The organism is Mesorhizobium sp. WSM4848, assembly GCF_055811375.1.
In genome coordinates, this window is the sequence record NZ_JBVVPX010000025.1 from 58,659 (window position 1) to 75,587 (window position 16,929).

Here is a 16,929-nt window from a genome sequence, read left to right on the forward strand (position 1 = left end):
GAAGGGCATTTCCGTGGGCCGAATACATGCCGCAGGAGTATGGTGATGAACAAATACGTCGCAGCCGCATTGACAGTCGCGATCGCAATTGGCCCGGCCTCGGCTCTTGAGGCGGGGCTTGGCGGTAAAGTTGGCGGTGTCGGGGTCGGTGCTGGCCTGAGCGCCGGCCCGAAAGGCGCCTCTGTGTCGGGCGGCACGAGTGCCGACGGAGTAGGGGGAGCAAGCCTTGGCGGATCGCTCGGCGCGGACAAGGGATCGCTCGGGGCCGGGCTTGGCGTCGGCGGCAACCTCGGCGGCGCAAGCGGCGGCCTGTCGACAGGTGTCGGGGTGGGCGACCGTTCGTCACCATCGGCCACCGCTCCGGGGGGCAAGCCAGGCAACCCGGCGCTGGGCGCTGGGCAAGCCGCGAGCAACAATGCCGGCATCACGCCAGCCACCGCCAAGGCCAGGGCCGCGAGTCAATTCGCCTTCCTGCCGCGCGCGCTCAGGCCTTCCGGCACCGGTCGCAGCGCGTTGGCGCCGAACACTTATGGCTATCCGTTTATGGCGCCGCTGAGAGCCAAACCGGGTATCCCACCAGCTGTGGTGCGCGCCTGCCGCACGGCGATCGCGTCGGCCGCGGCGCCGCTTGGCGCCGTTCGTGTTAACGCGGTAAGCGCAGGTGCGTTGCAGCAATTTCGGGGCGCACTCACGGCGCGGATCGAGGTGCGCATACACTATGCAAGACAAGGCGGCGTCGAGGTTCGGCAGGCGCGAGTCGGCTGTCGCCTCGATGCGGCGGGCAGGGTCACCGCGGTGACATAGGACGCGCCTTTTCGTTCTCCCGCAGCGGGAGAAGGAAAAGGTCACTCAGGTGATGCGCTGGATGCTCGCTGCAATCTCTTCCGGCTCGAAGACCCGCTTCCAGTCGTCCCGCATCAGCACCGGCTTGCCGAACTCGATTGCCTTGTTGCAGGCGTCGGAAAACACACCCTTGGTCTCGCCGAAGATGACGGCGCCGAGCACATTCATGTGGCCAAGCAGGAAGTCGAGCGCGGCCTGCTGGTCGACCCCGCGCGCCACGACCTCGTCGACCGCTTCCTTCATCACGACCAGCAGCGAAGCGCAGACGGTCTCGGAAAGGCCCGGCTCGAGCAGCGCCATCTGATCGACCGTGACGCGATGCGACCGCATCACCGGGGCCCAGATGATCTTGGCGATCGCTTCGCCCTTGGCGAAATCTTCCTCCGGCCCCTGCATCAGCGCGCTGACCATATGCTGCTTGGCCTTGACGCCGCCGAAATAGTCCTTCTTGGCCGCCATGTCGGTCTCGTCGTTGAAGATCGGCGGATGGCAGGGATGGGTGACGAAATAGGTCAGGTCCGGCCGCTTCGGCAGATGACCGGCGAAAGGCGCTGCGGCGTCGAGCACGACCACCATCGTGCCGGACGCAAGCTTACCCTCGATGCTGGCAGCGACCTTGCCGATATGGGTGTCGGGAACCGCCAGGATCACCACCTCGGCGCCATTGAGCGCTTCATCGGCGCCGACCGCGTCGATGCCCAGCCCGGTCTTCAGGCGCTCGCGGCCGGCGTCGCTGACCTCGACATGGCGTATGCTGTAGGGAGAGCCGCGAAAATTGGTCGACAGCCGGTAACCCATTTTGCCGCCGGCACCAAACAGCGCAATCGTTGTCATCTAGCCGTACTCCTGATCTCCAACGATGGCCCTGCCGATCGTCACCTTAGTAACTGGTATAATCACGCTACCATGGATTGGCAATCCGGTTTGGGACGAACGCGTTTACGAGGGCCAATTCCGCACTCCCGCCGGGGGCTGCGCCGCTGGTGGCGGCCTTGTCGGATCCCGGGTGGATCGACGTCGCATTTGGCATTGCCCGCGAGACCCGTCTTTCAGGGGGTCCGGCGAGCCGGCAGTTTTGGTGTTTAGGGTCCGCTGCAGACCGTTCAGCAGTAAACCGCGGGAGCAGGATCATCCCCGTCCGGGAAACATCGCCTTCAAGCCGTCGCGCGAAGCCTTGGCGACGCCGCGTTCGGTGATCAATCCGGTGACCAGCCGCGCCGGCGTCACGTCGAAGGCCGGATTTGCCGCGGGCGTCGTCTCCGGCGAGATGCGGACCTGCGCAATCTCGCCATTGGCGCTCTTGCCCCAGACCAGCGAGACCTCGTCGCCAGAGCGCTGTTCGATCGGGATTTCGGCCAGCCCGTCACCCACCGTCCAGTCGATGGTCGGCGACGGCAGCGCGACATAGAACGGCACGTCGTTGTCGGCGGCGGCCAACGCCTTCAGATAGGTGCCGATCTTGTTGCAGACATCGCCGTCGGCGGTGGTGCGGTCGGTGCCGACGATGACCATGTCGATCTGGCCGCGCTGCATCAGATGGCCGCCGGCATTGTCGACGATCAGCGTATGCGGCACGCCGTGGCCGGCCATCTCCCATGCGGTCAACTGGGCGCCCTGGTTGCGCGGGCGGGTTTCGTCGACATAGACGTGAACGGGAATGCCGGCTTCCGTTGCCAGATAGATCGGCGCCGTGGCGGTGCCGTAGTCGACGGTGGCTAGCCAGCCGGCATTGCAGTGGGTCAGGATGTTGACCGGCTCGCCCGGCTGCTTGCGCGCTGCGATTTCCCTGATGATTTCAAGCCCGTTGACGCCGATGGCGCGGTTGAGGCCGACATCCTCGTCGGCGATTTCGCCGGCGCGCCGGTAAGCCGCCTCGGCGCGCTGTCCAGATGGAAGCGGCCGCAGCAAATTGCGCATCTCATCGAGCGCCCAGCGCAGATTGATCGCGGTCGGGCGGGTTTCGTGCAAGACCTCCCAGACGCAGTCGAGTGCCGCATCGGAAGGATCGTCGGCCATCTGCATGGCAACGCCATAGGCCGCGGTGACGCCGATCAGCGGCGCGCCGCGCACCCACATGTCGCGGATCGCCGTGGCGATGCCGGCAACGGTGCCGACTTTTTCGACGCGGAAATCATGCGGCAGCCAGCGCTGGTCGATGATGTCCACCGAACGGCCGTCGTCGCTCAGCCAGATGGTGCGATAGTGGCGGTCGCCGACGTTCAAATCCTGTTCTCCCGTTCGATCAGCGCGGCCAATTTGTTGACCTCGTCGATGCTGTGGATCTGGCGCCGGTTGACGGCGATGTGACGGCCGAATTTCAGCGCCTTTGCCTCACATGTGGCGCGCAGATCCTCGTCGGCAATGGTCTCGAAATCGGCGTTGTGCGCGAGGCCCAGAATGCGCCTGTGCACCTCGACGCCGGCAAAGCCCAGCATGTCGGTCCACACCTGATGCAGCATGTGGTCGAGCGCCTGTTCGGCGCCAAGCCTGTCGCCCTGATCCTCGAACAGGCTCTTCTGGTAGAGCATGCCGGTGCGCTCGGTTCGCCACAGATGCGCAAACTCGGTGCGGAAGACCGACCATGTGTCGACGGTCACGTCGAGCAGATAGGCGCGCATGGTGTCGCGCTTTCCATTCTGCTCGTGGCCACGCTGCGAGAAGAACGCCATCCAGAAATTGGCGAGCAGCATGCCGACGTCGAAGGCGATCGGGCCGTAGAAGGCGAATTCGGGATCGATCATCCGCGTTTCTGTCTCGGTGACCATGATCGAGCCGGAATGCAGGTCGCCATGCAGCAGCGTCTCCGCATTGGCCGCAAAAATGTGCTTCAGCCGCTGCGCCTCGACCTTGAGATCGCGATCGGCGCGCAACTCTGCGACGATGCTGTCGAGCTGCGGGCTCGTATGCCGGTTCATCTTGGCGTCGAAATACGGGTCCGAGAACACCAGGTTCTCGGTGATGTCGCAGAGCTCGACATTGTCGGCGAACAGCGCCAGATCGGCTTTACGATCCCTGGTCGCCATATGCAGGTCGGAGCCGCGAAACAGGGTGCGGGCCATGAACAGGCCGATGTCTCTGGCGATGTTCGGCAGTTGCCGGCCTTCGATCAGCGCGCGCCGCAGGATGATGTGCGGCGACAGATATTCCATGATGATCAGCGCCTGGCTCTCATCGAAGTGATGGATCGCAGGCACCGAACCTGGCGCTCTCGCCTCCTGCCGCGTCAGCGCGTGATACTCGAAGAAGGAGCGCTTCAACGGCAGCGGCCAGCTGTCGCCGACCAGGCGGACATAGGGTAGGGCCTGCTTGACGACGGCCGCACCCGTGGCGCCCTCGACGATGAAGACCAGGTTCAGATTGCCGTCGCCGACCTCGCGGACCTTCCAGCGGATTGTATCTTTGCCGATATGCGAACACAGGGCATCGTTGGCGCCGAGACGTGCTGCCAGGGTGTCGACCGACAGTGCTTCGAACGGCAATTTCCCAGTCATCCTCACCCTCCCGCTGATGTGCTCCCATCATAGTGGAGCCAAGGCGGTTGGTCCAAGCTAGGAAGCTCTCTGGCAATTGTCAATCGTGTTGACAATTGCCGGAGCAGCCCCTAGCGTCATGGTCAGGGAGGAACGAATGGGCAATAATGCCGTGTTCCGCGTGCACGGCCTGAGGAAGTCCTTTGGCCATATCGAGGTGCTTGGCGGCGTCTCGCTCGATTTGCATGCTGGTGAAGTGACCGTGCTGATGGGCGCCAACGGCGCCGGTAAATCCACCCTGGTCAAAATCATCAGCGGCGTCTACGAGCGCGGCGGCGGCACGATGAGCCTTGCCGGGCACGACTTTGCGCCGAATACGCCGGCGGAGGCGATACGCGCCGGTGTCGTCACCGTTCATCAAAACATCAATGATGGTGTCGTAGCCGACCTCGACGTCGCCACCAATTTGACCCTCGACAGGCTGAGCGGCAGCGGCGCGCCGACCCTATTCAATCCGGGCCTGGTGCGTCGCGAGGCAAAGGCGGTTGCCGACCGCATGGGGCTGGCCATCGACCTGAGAGCCCGGATCAGCGAACTCTCGCTGGCCGACCGCCAGATGGTGGCGATAGCCCGCGCTATGGCGCATCAGCCGAAAGTGCTGATCCTCGATGAGCCGACCTCCTCTCTGTCCAGCGCCGAGGCCGACCGGCTTTTCGCGCTGCTCGACAGGCTTCGCGGGCACGGCGTCGCAATCCTCTACATCTCGCACCGCATGTCGGACATCAGGCGGCTTGCCGACCGTATCGTCTCGATGCGTGACGGCGTCGTCTCAGGTGTCTTCGACAGCAAGCCGCTCGATTATGAAGGCGCGGTCAACGCCATGCTCGGCCGCAAGATCCACCTCGACCGGATCGTCGCCAGGAATTCGGCTAGGCCTGTCCTGACGATCGACGGGTTGCGCATTGCCGAAGGTTCCAGGCCGATCTCGCTGACGCTCGGCGACGGCGAGGTCGTCGCCATCACCGGCCTCGTCGGCGTCGGCAAGACAGCGCTCGCCGAGACGCTGTTTGGCGTCCGCAAGCCGCTCACCGGCACCATGATGCTGAACGGCAAAGCCTATGCACCGGGGTCGACGGGCGAGGCGATCGCTGCTGGCGTGTTTCTCGTCGCCAAGGACCGGAGCGAAAACGGGATCGTCGGCGACTTCAACATCCAGGAGAATATCAGCCTGCCGTTCCACCGGCGGATGTCGCGTCTGGGCGTCCTCAAGCGCCGCGTCGAGCGCGCCACCGCCCGCCGGCAGATCCAGGAATTGGGCGTCGTCTGCCGCTCGGAGAAGGACGAAATGTCAGCGCTTTCCGGCGGCAATCAGCAGAAGGTGATGGTCGCCCGCTGGATGTCGCAGGCGGCAAGACTGTTCATCCTGGACGAGCCGTTTCAGGGCGTCGACATTTCGGCCAGGCGCGATATCGCCGCCGAGCTGCGGGCGAGCGCCAACGGCCGTGCGACGCTGCTGTTCGTCACCGAGCTTGATGAGGCGCTGGAGACCGCCGACCGCATCCTGGTGATGTCGGAGCAGACGATCGTCGGCGAGCATCGCAACGCCGACATCGACCTCGAACGCCTGCTGGCCGAAGTGGCGGGCGGGCCGCTGCACAGCGCAGCGTGAGGCGGGCAGATAATGGGACGTGGAATGGAGAGGGCATGAGTTCGGGTTGGGCAAGGATGGCGGCCGCGCGCGACCATGCCATTCGCTATGGCTTCATCGTTCTGCTGTTCGGGTTGATCGCCTATTTCGCCATCGCCGCCGATGGCTTCGTCTCGCCGCAGAGCGCCGTCTTCATCTTTCAGTCCGTCGCCATCACTGGCGTGCTGGCGCTCGGCGTCACCGCCACCCTGGTCGTCGGCGGCTTCGACCTGTCGATCGGCTCGGTCGCCACCAGCGCCATGATGGCAGCCGCCTATGTCATGGTGGTGCTGGAGCAGAACGCTATCGTTGCTGTTGTCGCATGTCTCCTGATCGGCGCCGTTGTCGGCCTCATCAATGGCTGGCTGATCGTCTATATGCGCGTGCCGGATCTCCTGGCGACGCTCGGCATGATGTTCCTGCTCGTCGGCTTGCAGCGCATACCGACCGAGGGCCGCTCGATCGCCACCGGCATGACGATGCCCGATGGCTCGGTCGCCAACGGCACGTTCGGCCGCGCCTTCCTGGCGCTCGGCCGCCACCGCTTCGATTTCTTCATCCCCAACCTCATCCCGGTTTCGGTCGTCGTCCTGCTCGTGCTTGCGGTGCTGATCTGGTTCTTTCTCGAATACACCCGTTTCGGCCGCATGATGTATGCGGTCGGCAGCAACGAACGGGCTGCCGAGCTCGCCGGCGCGCCTGTCAAGGCATACAAAATCTGGGCCTACGTTATTTCAGGGGTTTTTGCCTCGATCGGCGGCATTTTGCTCGCTGCCCGGCTTGGACGCGGCGACATCGCCTCGGGTAATAATCTCCTGCTCGACGCTGTCGCGGCGGCGCTCATCGGCTACGCGGTTCTTGGCGCCGCCAAGCCGAACGCCTTCGGCACGGCTGTCGGCGCGGTGTTTGTCGGCGTGCTGCTACAGGGCCTGACGATGATGAACGCGCCCTACTACACGCAGGATTTCATCAAGGGCGTGGTTCTCGTGGTTGCCCTGGTCTTCACCTTCGCCCTTTCCGGCAGGGGCAACAGGTAGGATTTCGACAGATAGGATTTTCGACCGCCTGAAATTTGAGTTCAACAAGTGGAGGAAACACCATGAGGATCACAAGAAGACTTTTGGGGAAGGCAGCACTCGGGCTTGCCGGCGCTGCGCTGCTGATGCAGGTCCCGGCGATGGCACAGGACAGGCCGGCGCCGTTCGACAAGCCCGGCGCCGTCAAGATCGCGCTGGTCCGCTATCTCTCGACCGGTGACTTCTTCCAGGCCTATCTGTCCGGCGTCGAAACGCAGGCCAAGGCGCTTGGCGTCGATCTGCGGGTCCTCGACAGCCGTCAGGACGCAGCCCTTCAGGCAGATATGGTCGACCAGGCCATCGCGCTCGGCGTCCAGGGCATTATCATCCAGCACGGCTTGACGGAATCGATGAAGGAAGCCGCCCAGCGCGCGGTCGACGCCGGCATCAAGGTCGTCGCCTTCGACGTCAATGTCGAAAACCCCAAGATACCGCAGATCGAGCAGTCCGACCGCGACCTCGCGCGCCTCGCGCTCGAGCAGGCGGTCAAGGACAATGGCGAGAGCTGGAAGGCCGGCTACGTCTACGTCGCCGGCATCGCGCCGCTCGACCGCCGCAACGAGACCTGGGTCGACTTCAAGAAGAAATATGCGGGCATCAACGAGGCTGCGATGTTCGGCACGCTCGACAATCCGATCGCCAATTCCGTCGCCAACCAGGCCCGCTCGGTGCTGTCGGCCAACCCCGACATCAAGGTGATGTTCGCGCCCTATGATGAATTCGCCAAGGGCGTGAAGATCGCCGTCGACGAGGCCGGTCTGTCCCAGGACATCAAGATCTATTCGGCCGACATCTCGACCTCCGACATCGCCGCGATGCGCGAGCCCGACAGCGCCTGGGCGGCAACCGCCGCGACCAATCCGGCTGTCGTCGGCCAGGTTTCGGTGCGTGCGCTGGCGCAGCTTTTGGCCGGCGAAGACCCCGGCCACAACGTCGTCGTGCCGCCGACGCTGATCACCCAGAAGGATCTGATCGACAAGGACATCAAGAACATGGAAGACCTCTCGGCCAAGCTGCCGCAGTTCGCCCATGCCGATGTCGCGATGCCGGCCTGGATGCCGAACCCGAACGCCAAGTAGCTCTTTATCGCAGGCAAAAGAAAAGAGCGGCTTTCGGGCCGCTCTTTTTGCGTCTGGACTGTTCTTGAGCCTACCTCAGCGCCGCCGCGATGTTGCCGCCATCTACCGTCGTCACATCGGCGGTGGTCCGCTCGGCCAGCGCCTGATGCAGGAAGGCCTGGGCGACGTCCTCGGCCGTCACTTCCTGCCCGAGCAGGTTGCCCGCCATGTATTCCTTTTCCGACACGCCGCGCGCGCCCGAGCGGCTGGCGATCATGGCGTCGGTCAACAGCCCCGAACGGATGCGGTCGGCGTTGACGGCGTTCGAACGGATGCCATGCGCGCCGTAGTCGAGCGCATACTGCCTGGACAGGAACAGCGTCGCCGCCTTCGGGATGCCGTAGGCGCCGAACTTCGGCCCCGGATTGATTGCCTGCTTGGAGGTGTTGAACAGCAGCACGCCGCCGGTGCCCTGTTCGAGCATGATGCGCACCGCGTTCTGCGCCGCTGACTGGTGGGCGAAGAAATTGAGTTCGAAGCTCTTGTGCAAAGTGGCGTCGTCGAGTTCGCCGATCCTGCCTTCCCAGGCCGCACCGGCGTTCGAGACGAGGATGTCGAGGCCGCCGTAGACGGCGACCGCCTTGTCGAAGGCAGCGCGCATTTGCGCCGGATCGGTGATGTCGGCGCCGATGCCGATCGAACTGTTGCCGGCCCTTTTTGCTGCCTCGGCAGCCTTTGACGCGTCGAGATCGACGACGACCGCATGAGCGCCATTGTCGGCGAACAGTTTTGCGGTGGCGGCACCGATCGCGCCGGCGCCGCCGGTGACCAGCACAACCTGGCCGGTCAGCGGCTTCGGCTTGTTGGAGGCGAGCTTGGCCTGTTCCAGCGACCAGTATTCGAGCGGGAACAGGTCGGCCTTGGACAGTGGATGGAAATCGCCGATCGCTTCGGCGCCGCGCACCGCCTCGATCCACATTTCACCGACGTCGGAGGCAATCTTCGCGTCCTTCAGCGTGCGACCATGGCCGAACATGCCGAGCCCCGGCACCAGCGTCAGGCGCGGCATCTGGTCGAGCATCGTGCGCTTCACATCGTCGAGCGCGTCGTTGGTTTCGAAGTAGGCGCGATAATCCCCGGCGAATTTCTCGACATGCTGGCGAATGACGGATTTGTAGTCGCCGATCTTGTCGGCGTCGGGCGCCGGCAGCGCCATCGGTCCGGTCTTAATGCGGATCGACAGGTCGGGCGTCGACACGCCGCGCCCGGCATAGTCGGCAATTTTTGCCGAATTGATGAAATCGACAATCGCGTCCGAGGTGCGGAAATCGCTGATCATGCGGTCGAAGCGGCCTTCGCCGCGCGCCACCGCCACCGCACCGCGCAGCATCGGCGCAATCTCCGCAGGCTTCGCCAGCCTGGCCGGCAGGGCGGCTTTTTCGATGTGCGGCTTGCCGTGGCTGGCGATGAAATCCTCGGCGAGGTTCACATAATGGATCATCCGGTCGTAAGCCTGCTTGGCATCGTCGCCGAAGGTGAAGATGCCGTGCTTGTCGAGGATCAGGCCTTCGACCGTCGGGTCGGCGTCAAAGACATCGGCAGCCGCCTTCGCCAGGTCGAAGCCCGGCATGATGTAGGGCACGAACCCCATCTTGTTGCCGAAGACCTTCTTGCTCAGCGCCTCGCTGTCGTCTTGGTCGACAATGGCGAGGATCGCGGTCGAATGCGTATGGTCGACGAATTTATGCGGGAGGAAGGCGTGCAGCAGCGTCTCGACCGACGGGTTCGGCGAAGACGGATCGATCAGGTTGACCCGCTGCAGCGCCACCATGTCTTCGTCGGAGAGTTTTTTGAGCGACCGCGCCTTGAGCAGCGCGCCGAGCTTGACCGCCGGCAGGCCCTGCGGCTCGATGACGCCCATGTCCCAGCCGCTGCCCTTGACGCAGAGCACGTCCCATTCGTCGCCGACGAGATCGGTGGCCTTTGTCTTGCACGATGTGTTGCCGCCGCCATGCAGGACAAGCCGCGGTTCGCCGCCCAGAAGCCTGGTCGTGTAGACGCGCAGCGTCAGGTCGCGTGCCACACCCTTCATTGCATAGTCGGCAACCAGCTTCTCCGCGTCGCCGTCATTCCACAGGTTCTTCATGTTCGCTTTGTCCGGTTGTTTTTGTTGTGAAACAGGAATGCCGCGACGCCTTGATGACAATGCGTCCGCGGCTTGTGTTCGCTAGGCGACCTTTTCTGCTGCCGGTCCTGCATGGTCGAGCAGCCGTCGCGCCATCCGGGCGCCGACCACCAGATGCGTGCATAGCCCACCCGCGATCGCCGCCACCAGCGGTCCGAACTTGCTGTCCTCCTGCACCACCACGAGACGCTTCTCAATCTTGCGCAGCGATGACAGCTCCGCCGAAATGATCCGCCGGTTGTAGCTGCAGTCGAGCGCCTTGCCTTGCGCGTCGATGATCTGACCGGCGATGACGCCGGCAGCCCCGGCACGACGCAGCACCTCCATTTCGCTGGCAGTCAGCGCGCCGCATTTGACGACATGGCTGTCGGCATCGACGGTGCCGACCGAGTAAAGCGCCAGATTGCACGCACTGATGCCCGACAACTGCTCGCGGATCACCGGCTCGTCGCGCAGGCCGCGCGCCAGTTCCTCTGTCGTCAGCACCAGCGGCGCATAGAAGTTGAGTCCCTTGGCATTGAGCCGGCGGGCGATTTCCATGGTGCATTGGTCGGGCCGGTAGGAATAGGGGGCTCCCAGATTGCCGCAGAGCTGCACCACCGTGACATCCTGCAGGTCGGCATAGGACATGATGTCGGCGATCGTATAGATGGTCCTTCCCCAGGCGACGCCGATGCGATCGCCCTTCTTGATCAGTTCGAGAAAGACGCTGGCCGCCAGCACCGCGATGTCGGTCGACGGATCGGCGACATGGCCGTTTTCCGGCGCGATCCAGACGGCATCGAGCCTCAATGCGTCTTCGAGCTTGCGCGCCATTACATCGTCGGTGAAAAGCTGGGTCGAGGTCGAGATGTTGACGATCCCGGTCTCGCGCGCCTTGCGCAGATACATGGCGACCGAGGCTCGGGAAATCTTGAGCTGGCTGGCGACCTGGTCCTGGCGCAGGCCATGGGCATAGTAGAGCCAGGCGGCCTTGTGGATAAGCTGTTCTGCCGGTCGGATCGCCATGCCATCTCCTCGCTGACATTATTCACGGCTGCCGACAAAAGTCAAATTGCGAGAGCTTGGTGAACTGCGAGGCATTTTGTCGATGTCAGTGATTGCGCCAATTTTGGTGTCGCGATAACAAAAAAACTGAACAGGAGGCCTGACAATGAACGTATCATTGGGTGAGCGCTGGGAAACTTTTGTGTCCAACATCGTCAAGCAGGGCCGCTACGGCTCTGCCAGCGAAGTCGTGCGCGAGGGCTTGCGCCTGGTCGAAGAACGTGAGGAAAAGCTGAAGGCGCTACGTGCCATGCTGGACAAGTCGTTTGCTGAAGGCGGCGTGGCCACCGAGCAGGATATTGACGCGGCCTTGGAAGCCAAGGCTAGGCAGTTCGCAAAGCAAGGCTTCTAGCCGATTGAGGCGGGAGGACGGGATGGGCAATCCCTACGAACAGGATCTCGGCAGGAATCCAGCCAACCACCAGCCGCTGACGCCGCTCAGCTATCTGGAGCGGGCGGCAAAGACCTTTCCCGACCATGTCGCGATCATCCATGGTCGCCAGCGCGCGACCTATCGCGATTTCTGGCGGCGGTCGCTGAAGCTTGCCTCGGCGCTCTCCAGGCGCGGCATCGGCAAGGGCGACACCGTCACCGTCATGTTGTCCAACACGCCGCCGATGCTGGAAGCGCATTTCGGCGTGCCGATGACCAAGGCGGTGCTGCATTCGCTCAACACCCGCCTCGATGCCGCCGTCATCGCCTTCCAACTCGACCATGCCGAAACCAAGGTGCTGATCGTCGACCGCGAATTTGCGGGCGTCGTCAGCCACGCGCTGGCGCTGGCCAAGGTCAAACCGCTGGTCATCGACTATGACGATCCCGAATACGCCACTGACGCGCCCTATCCCAAGGGCGAGCGGATCGGCTCGCTCGATTACGAGAACCTCGTCGCGGGCGGCGACGAGGATTTCGCCTGGTCGATGCCCGACGACGAATGGGACGCGATCTCGCTCAACTACACCTCCGGCACGACAGGCAATCCCAAGGGCGTCGTCTATCACCATCGCGGTGCAGCGCTGATGGCCTATGCCAACACCATCCATGCCGGCATGGGCAAGCATGCGGTCTATCTGTGGACGCTGCCGATGTTCCACTGCAATGGCTGGTGCTTTCCGTGGACGCTGGCCGTGCAGGCCGGTACCCATGTCTGCCTGCGCTGGGTGCGGCCGAAGCCGATCTACGACGCCATCGCCGACCACGGCGTCACGCATCTGTGCGGCGCGCCGGTGGTGATGTCGGTGCTGATCAACGCCAGCGACGAGGACAAGCGGCAATTTCCGCAGACGGTCACCTTCAACACCGCCGCGGCACCGCCGCCGGAAGCGGTGCTGTCGGGCATGGCCGATGCGGGTTTTGCCGTCACCCACCTCTATGGCCTGACCGAAACCTATGGCCCGGCGGTCGTCAACGAATGGCATGGCGAGTGGGATGGGCTGGAGAAGGGACAGAAGGCGGCGAGAAAGGCCAGGCAAGGCGTGCGCTATGCCGCGCTCGAGGATCTGACGGTGATGGACCCCGAGACGATGGAGGAGACGCCGGCCGACGGCGAGACGATCGGCGAGGTCATGTTCCGCGGCAACATCGTCATGAAGGGCTACCTCAAGAACCGCAAGGCGAGCGACGAGGCCTTCGCCGGCGGCTGGTTCCACTCGGGCGACCTCGGCGTCATGCATCCCGACGGCTATATCCAGCTCAAGGACCGCTCCAAGGACATCATCATTTCCGGCGGCGAGAACATCTCCTCGATCGAAGTCGAGGAGGCGCTCTACAAGCATACCGCCGTCGCCTCCTGCGGCGTCGTCGCCAGGCCCGATGACAAATGGGGCGAGGTGCCGGTCGCCTATGTCGAGCTGAAGCCGGGCAGGACGGCGACCGAGGCCGAGATCATCGACCACTGCCGCGCGCTGCTCGCCCGCTTCAAGGTGCCGAAAGCGGTGATCTTCGCCGAAATCCCGAAGACCTCGACCGGCAAGATCCAGAAGTTCCGGCTGAGGGAGATGGCCAAGGGATAGCAGAGCAATTCCAGGAAAAGTGCGCAGCGGTTTTCCGTCCGGAATTGCGTAAAAACAAATATTTAGAGCGGGGTCGGCGATTCTATCAAAAGCTGAACCGCTCTAGAGTCAGGACCCATTAATCAGGTAAGCGTAACGACCGTTTCGAGCCAGAGTTAACCTACAGAACCCCATCCGGCTGCAGTCGAGGAGGGATCATAATCGGCACCGATGGTGCCTTTCTTTCAGCGTTAGAGCGGTTCAGCTTTTGATAAGAATCGCCGATCCGCTCTATCTCTTGTTTTGACGCAATTCCGGACGGAAAACCGTTTCACACGCTTCCTGGAATTGCTCTAGCGCCAAGCAGAGCAGGAAAAACATGACCCTGACCAATCGAGACATTGTCGAGCTGACGGCATGGCGCCGCAGGCTGCACCAGCATCCGGAAATCTCGCATGAGGAAGAGAAGACCGCGAGCGAGGTTGTCGACTTCCTCGCCGACACAGCGCCGGACAAGGTGCTGACCGGATTGGGCGGCCACGGTGTGGCGGCGGTATATGAAAGCGGCAAAGTCGGTCCGACAATCCTGTTCCGGTCGGAACTCGATGCGCTGCCGATTTATGAGCTTTCAGGCGTTTCTCATTCGTCGCTCGTACCGGGAAAGTCGCATATGTGCGGCCATGACGGACATACCGCGATCCTGGCCGCACTTGGCCGCCAGTTCGGGCGCGAAAGACCTGCCCGCGGCCGCGTCGTGCTGATGTTCCAGCCGGCGGAAGAAACCGGCAATGGCGCGGCCGGCGTCGTAGCCGATCCGCGCTTTTCCGAGATCGCGCCGGATTTGGCCTTCTCGCTGCACAATTTGCCCGGTGTGCCGTTCGGTGAGGTGCGTATCAAACCCGGCGTGGTCAACTGTGCTTCACGCGGCATCCGGATATTGCTGGAGGGCAAGACCGCGCATTCGTCGATGCCCGAAACGGGTGTCTCGCCAATGATGGCGGTCAGCCAGCTGATGCCGGCACTGCCCGCGCTCGGGCGCGGAACCTTCGCTGACGACGATTTCAGTATGGTGACCGTCACCCATGCCCTGATGGGCGAAGCCGTGTTCGGCATTGCGCCGGGAATTGCAGAAGTGTGGGCGACGCTGCGCACAAGGCGCAATGAGCGCATGGCAGACCTGTGCGCCGCCGCGGAAGCGCTGGTGGAAAAGATCGCGGGAGATCATCGGCTTTCGGCCCGCTACGACTATCACGAGATCTTCGTTGCCAGCGTCAACGCGCCGGATGCCGTGGAACATCTGCAGCGCGCGCTCGACGAAGAAGGCGTGCCACGCACAGAGGAAGCCCTGCCGATGCGCGCTTCGGAAGATTTCGGCGTGTTCGGACATAGCGCAGCGTCCGCCATGTTCTTCCTCGGCGCCGGCGAGCGGTACCCTTCGCTGCACAACCCCGACTATGACTTTCCAGACGACCTGATCCCGATCGGATCCAGAATATTCATGCGCACGGCGCGCAACCTTCTGGGCTGATTGGCTCCCCGGGCGGCCACCTATTTGAGCAAAATCTCGATCTCAGGCGGGATATTAATGACGTCGCCCGGTTCGTCATCGGTTCCACCAGTGACGTAGCCCGGTTCGTCCGAGTATGAGAAGACTTTCGTAATGATGCCTGATTTGAGCGCTTCAGCGCTCCATACGTCATAGAGGCCCTCCGGCGTTGCCAGGCCCATCATCACGAACACGTCGCCGCTGCGGACGCCCATTTCCTCGAAATAGTCGGAAAGCATCCGTTTCAGGGCCGGATCAGGCCTCGTAGAAATTTCATCGAGGTTTCTGCGTCCCGTCGGAGTAGGCGCTCTTTTCCTGCCGTCCGTTATTTGATGGAGGGCGATCCTGGCATTGACAGCCGCGGCGCGGACATGCCCCCCAGCCAAGGCGAAGGGGCAAGCCGAGAAACAGTACGCCCCGCCTGCGTGAACTTCGCCTTCCGACCAGCCGTTCTTGACGATCTTTTCGGGACAGCGCGGCACCAGCATCGGGCAGCCGTTCAACACCGTTCTGCCCACCGCGGTTTCGAGGCCAGCGGCCCGGATCACGCGTCCAATCCAAAGCGCCGAAGCCACGTTCCCCCCGCCAGACTGAAACACGACGGGAAGCCTTTGATCCTTCAGCTTGGTCAGAAACTGCTCAAATTGTCTGCCGGTGTCAGCTGTTATCGTGCCCTCGGCAGAAATCCATTGGACGCAGCTTACCTTGCAATCGCCGTTCCGAACCAGAGCGAAATTCATCGGCCACGCTTCGGGTTTCTTCTGCTTTGCGCCGGCCGAAGCGGTAGCAACCAAGGCCACAAGTAAACTTGCGACGATGAAGCAGAATGTCGTCAGCAGACCCAAGCGAGTTGTCATGATGAAAAGCCCCCCAGCAGCAGAATAATTGCTATCGCCTCGGGCCCCTCTGACACAACCTCTTTTATATCTTCGGCGGCAGGGGCGCGCATCCGTTGCGCAAGCCCGGGGACCTCAGGCACCACACGCTGATCCGCGACGGCTATCGGATCGATTGGGCGGCCTGGCTCGCCAGCGCGGGGGCGAAGGCGTCGATCCGCAGAGCGGCCTTACCTTCGATTCCGCCACCTTCGCGGTCGAGTCTTTCGACTAAATCGAAAACGCTCCGCTCGCCACCACAATGCAGCGCCCCGATACGCTCACTGAGCCGGCATCGACATCGACCTCGATGATGCTGGTACGTCCGAGCGCCGTGCCTTGCTCGACCTTGACGACGCCGGGCTGCGCAAGACCGTGTGCAACCAGATGTGCGGCGAGCGGACCAGCCGCCGTACCGGTTGCTGGATCCTCGGAAATGCCGACAGTCGGGTTGAAAAACCGTGCATACGCTATACTTCCCCGCTGTAGCGGATCAAGTGAGAAGACGTAGCAGCCTTCCCCGCCGACCTCGTCGAGCAGGTCGAAAAGCTGTTTGGCGTCAGGCGAAATCCGGTCGACGGCTTGGCGATCGCGGATCGGCACCAGGAGATGGGCAGCACCGGTCGAGACCACCTGGCAAGGCACGACGTCCGTTATTTCTTCCGTACTTAGGCCGAGTGCCGTGGCAAGAGCGCCAGGATTTGAGATCTGCCCGCCGGCCACTGGGGCTTCTTGCCGCATAATGATCTTTTCGAGTTTCCCCTGACTTTGCCAGATGGCCAATGGATATACCGAGTCGCCGATCTGTTGGTGAAACCATGTCGGGCCATCGCTCAGATCGAGCCGCCCCGCTGCAGCGAGCCACCACCAGGGCCCCTAGCGTGTTGTGGCCGCCTGCACCGAAAACCTCTACGCCTTTCGGCGTGAAAGAGCGCAATTTCCAATCGGCGTCCGCCCGGGTCGCCGGTAGGACAAAAGTGGTCTCGGACTGGTTGAACTCACGGGCAATGTTCTGCATCAGCTCGAGCGCCAACTCGGCACCGCAATCGACCACCGCCAGTGAATTGCCGGTCAGCGGCTCTACCGCGAAGACATCGACGAAATGAAATGGAATTGTTCTGCTCATGGTTTTCCTCCGAGAACCGCAATTG

At 62.9% G+C, this 16,929-nt stretch carries 14 protein-coding genes and 1 pseudogene; 7 read left to right on the top strand and 8 right to left on the bottom strand.

From position 1 onward, the window contains the following. The first annotated feature begins 45 nt into the window (after positions 1 to 45). The gene (locus tag AC0L16_RS21695; RefSeq protein ID WP_473623151.1) at positions 46 to 804 is read left to right on the top strand and encodes a hypothetical protein; all 759 of its coding nucleotides are present in this window, start codon (positions 46 to 48) and stop codon (positions 802 to 804) included. Between the two features lie 45 nt (positions 805 to 849). Here the strand turns inward: AC0L16_RS21695 and AC0L16_RS21700 are convergent, their stop codons facing one another. From AC0L16_RS21700 to mtnK, 3 genes are all read right to left on the bottom strand, one after another. Next, the gene (locus AC0L16_RS21700; RefSeq protein ID WP_473623152.1) at positions 850 to 1,677 is read right to left on the bottom strand and encodes a phosphogluconate dehydrogenase C-terminal domain-containing protein; all 828 of its coding nucleotides are present in this window, start codon (positions 1,675 to 1,677) and stop codon (positions 850 to 852) included. A 294-nt stretch (positions 1,678 to 1,971) separates the two neighbouring features. Continuing rightward, positions 1,972 to 3,066: an S-methyl-5-thioribose-1-phosphate isomerase gene (gene mtnA, locus AC0L16_RS21705; RefSeq protein WP_473623154.1), complete on the bottom strand. Its 1,095-nt coding sequence runs from the start codon at positions 3,064 to 3,066 to the stop codon at positions 1,972 to 1,974. After that, positions 3,063 to 4,334: an S-methyl-5-thioribose kinase gene (mtnK, locus tag AC0L16_RS21710; protein ID WP_473623155.1), complete on the bottom strand. Its 1,272-nt coding sequence runs from the start codon at positions 4,332 to 4,334 to the stop codon at positions 3,063 to 3,065. The genes mtnA and mtnK overlap by 4 nt, the downstream gene beginning before the upstream one ends. A 136-nt stretch (positions 4,335 to 4,470) precedes the next feature. Between mtnK and AC0L16_RS21715 the strand changes: the two genes are divergently transcribed. The 3 genes from AC0L16_RS21715 (at position 4,471) to AC0L16_RS21725 (ending at position 8,155) form a co-directional block, all read left to right on the top strand. Then, on the top strand, positions 4,471 to 5,982 hold the full coding sequence (locus tag AC0L16_RS21715) for a sugar ABC transporter ATP-binding protein (RefSeq protein ID WP_473623156.1): 1,512 nt from the start codon (positions 4,471 to 4,473) through the stop codon (positions 5,980 to 5,982). Between the two features lie 35 nt (positions 5,983 to 6,017). Next, complete coding sequence (locus AC0L16_RS21720; protein ID WP_473623158.1) at positions 6,018 to 7,037, top strand: ABC transporter permease; 1,020 nt, start codon at positions 6,018 to 6,020, stop codon at positions 7,035 to 7,037. Positions 7,038 to 7,099: 62 nt separating this feature from the next. Further along, positions 7,100 to 8,155 carry a substrate-binding domain-containing protein gene (locus AC0L16_RS21725; RefSeq protein ID WP_473623159.1) on the top strand — a complete coding sequence of 352 codons (1,056 nt, stop codon included), beginning with the start codon at positions 7,100 to 7,102 and terminating at the stop codon, positions 8,153 to 8,155. A gap of 70 nt (positions 8,156 to 8,225) precedes the next feature. Here AC0L16_RS21725 and AC0L16_RS21730 read toward each other — a convergent pair whose 3' ends face one another. Then, positions 8,226 to 10,280: a bifunctional aldolase/short-chain dehydrogenase gene (locus AC0L16_RS21730; protein ID WP_473623160.1), complete on the bottom strand. Its 2,055-nt coding sequence runs from the start codon at positions 10,278 to 10,280 to the stop codon at positions 8,226 to 8,228. Between the two features lie 81 nt (positions 10,281 to 10,361). After that, positions 10,362 to 11,327 (bottom strand): sugar-binding transcriptional regulator, encoded by a 966-nt coding sequence (locus AC0L16_RS21735; RefSeq protein ID WP_473584458.1) that lies wholly within the window; start codon positions 11,325 to 11,327, stop codon positions 10,362 to 10,364. A gap of 145 nt (positions 11,328 to 11,472) precedes the next feature. On the opposite strand from AC0L16_RS21735, the gene AC0L16_RS21740 reads away from it, so the two are divergent. The 3 genes from AC0L16_RS21740 (at position 11,473) to AC0L16_RS21750 (ending at position 14,885) form a co-directional block, all read left to right on the top strand. Next, positions 11,473 to 11,718, top strand: coding sequence for a type II toxin-antitoxin system ParD family antitoxin (locus AC0L16_RS21740; RefSeq protein ID WP_473623162.1), 246 nt, complete (start codon positions 11,473 to 11,475; stop codon positions 11,716 to 11,718). A 22-nt stretch (positions 11,719 to 11,740) separates the two neighbouring features. Continuing rightward, entirely contained in the window at positions 11,741 to 13,378 is a 1,638-nt protein-coding gene (locus AC0L16_RS21745; RefSeq protein ID WP_473623164.1) for an acyl-CoA synthetase, read from the top strand. Positions 13,379 to 13,736: 358 nt separating this feature from the next. Next, entirely contained in the window at positions 13,737 to 14,885 is a 1,149-nt protein-coding gene (locus tag AC0L16_RS21750) for an amidohydrolase (RefSeq protein ID WP_473623165.1), read from the top strand. Positions 14,886 to 14,905: 20 nt separating this feature from the next. Here the strand turns inward: AC0L16_RS21750 and AC0L16_RS21755 are convergent, their stop codons facing one another. From AC0L16_RS21755 to AC0L16_RS21765, 3 genes and pseudogenes are all read right to left on the bottom strand, one after another. Next, positions 14,906 to 15,760 (bottom strand): COG3904 family protein, encoded by an 855-nt coding sequence (locus AC0L16_RS21755; protein ID WP_473623166.1) that lies wholly within the window; start codon positions 15,758 to 15,760, stop codon positions 14,906 to 14,908. A gap of 249 nt (positions 15,761 to 16,009) precedes the next feature. Beyond that, positions 16,010 to 16,615, bottom strand: coding sequence for a PhzF family phenazine biosynthesis protein (locus AC0L16_RS21760; RefSeq protein ID WP_473623198.1), 606 nt, complete (start codon positions 16,613 to 16,615; stop codon positions 16,010 to 16,012). Between the two features lie 22 nt (positions 16,616 to 16,637). Then, positions 16,638 to 16,904 (bottom strand): annotated as a pseudogene (locus AC0L16_RS21765) (PhzF family phenazine biosynthesis protein); the annotation flags it as partial. Positions 16,905 to 16,929 lie beyond the last annotated feature (25 nt).

Excerpts from the sequence above, each read along its gene's own strand:
- AC0L16_RS21695 (WP_473623151.1), top strand. The coding sequence starts at position 46 with ATGAACAAATACGTCGCAGCCGCATTGACAGTCGCGATCGCAATTGGC.
- AC0L16_RS21700 (WP_473623152.1), bottom strand. The coding sequence starts at position 1,677 with ATGACAACGATTGCGCTGTTTGGTGCCGGCGGCAAAATGGGTTACCGG.
- mtnK (WP_473623155.1), bottom strand. The coding sequence starts at position 4,334 with ATGACTGGGAAATTGCCGTTCGAAGCACTGTCGGTCGACACCCTGGCA.
- AC0L16_RS21715 (WP_473623156.1), top strand. The coding sequence starts at position 4,471 with ATGGGCAATAATGCCGTGTTCCGCGTGCACGGCCTGAGGAAGTCCTTT.
- AC0L16_RS21720 (WP_473623158.1), top strand. The coding sequence starts at position 6,018 with ATGAGTTCGGGTTGGGCAAGGATGGCGGCCGCGCGCGACCATGCCATT.
- AC0L16_RS21725 (WP_473623159.1), top strand. The coding sequence starts at position 7,100 with ATGAGGATCACAAGAAGACTTTTGGGGAAGGCAGCACTCGGGCTTGCC.
- AC0L16_RS21730 (WP_473623160.1), bottom strand. The coding sequence starts at position 10,280 with ATGAAGAACCTGTGGAATGACGGCGACGCGGAGAAGCTGGTTGCCGAC.
- AC0L16_RS21735 (WP_473584458.1), bottom strand. The coding sequence starts at position 11,327 with ATGGCGATCCGACCGGCAGAACAGCTTATCCACAAGGCCGCCTGGCTC.
- AC0L16_RS21740 (WP_473623162.1), top strand. The coding sequence starts at position 11,473 with ATGAACGTATCATTGGGTGAGCGCTGGGAAACTTTTGTGTCCAACATC.
- AC0L16_RS21745 (WP_473623164.1), top strand. The coding sequence starts at position 11,741 with ATGGGCAATCCCTACGAACAGGATCTCGGCAGGAATCCAGCCAACCAC.
- AC0L16_RS21750 (WP_473623165.1), top strand. The coding sequence starts at position 13,737 with ATGACCCTGACCAATCGAGACATTGTCGAGCTGACGGCATGGCGCCGC.
- AC0L16_RS21755 (WP_473623166.1), bottom strand. The coding sequence starts at position 15,760 with ATGACAACTCGCTTGGGTCTGCTGACGACATTCTGCTTCATCGTCGCA.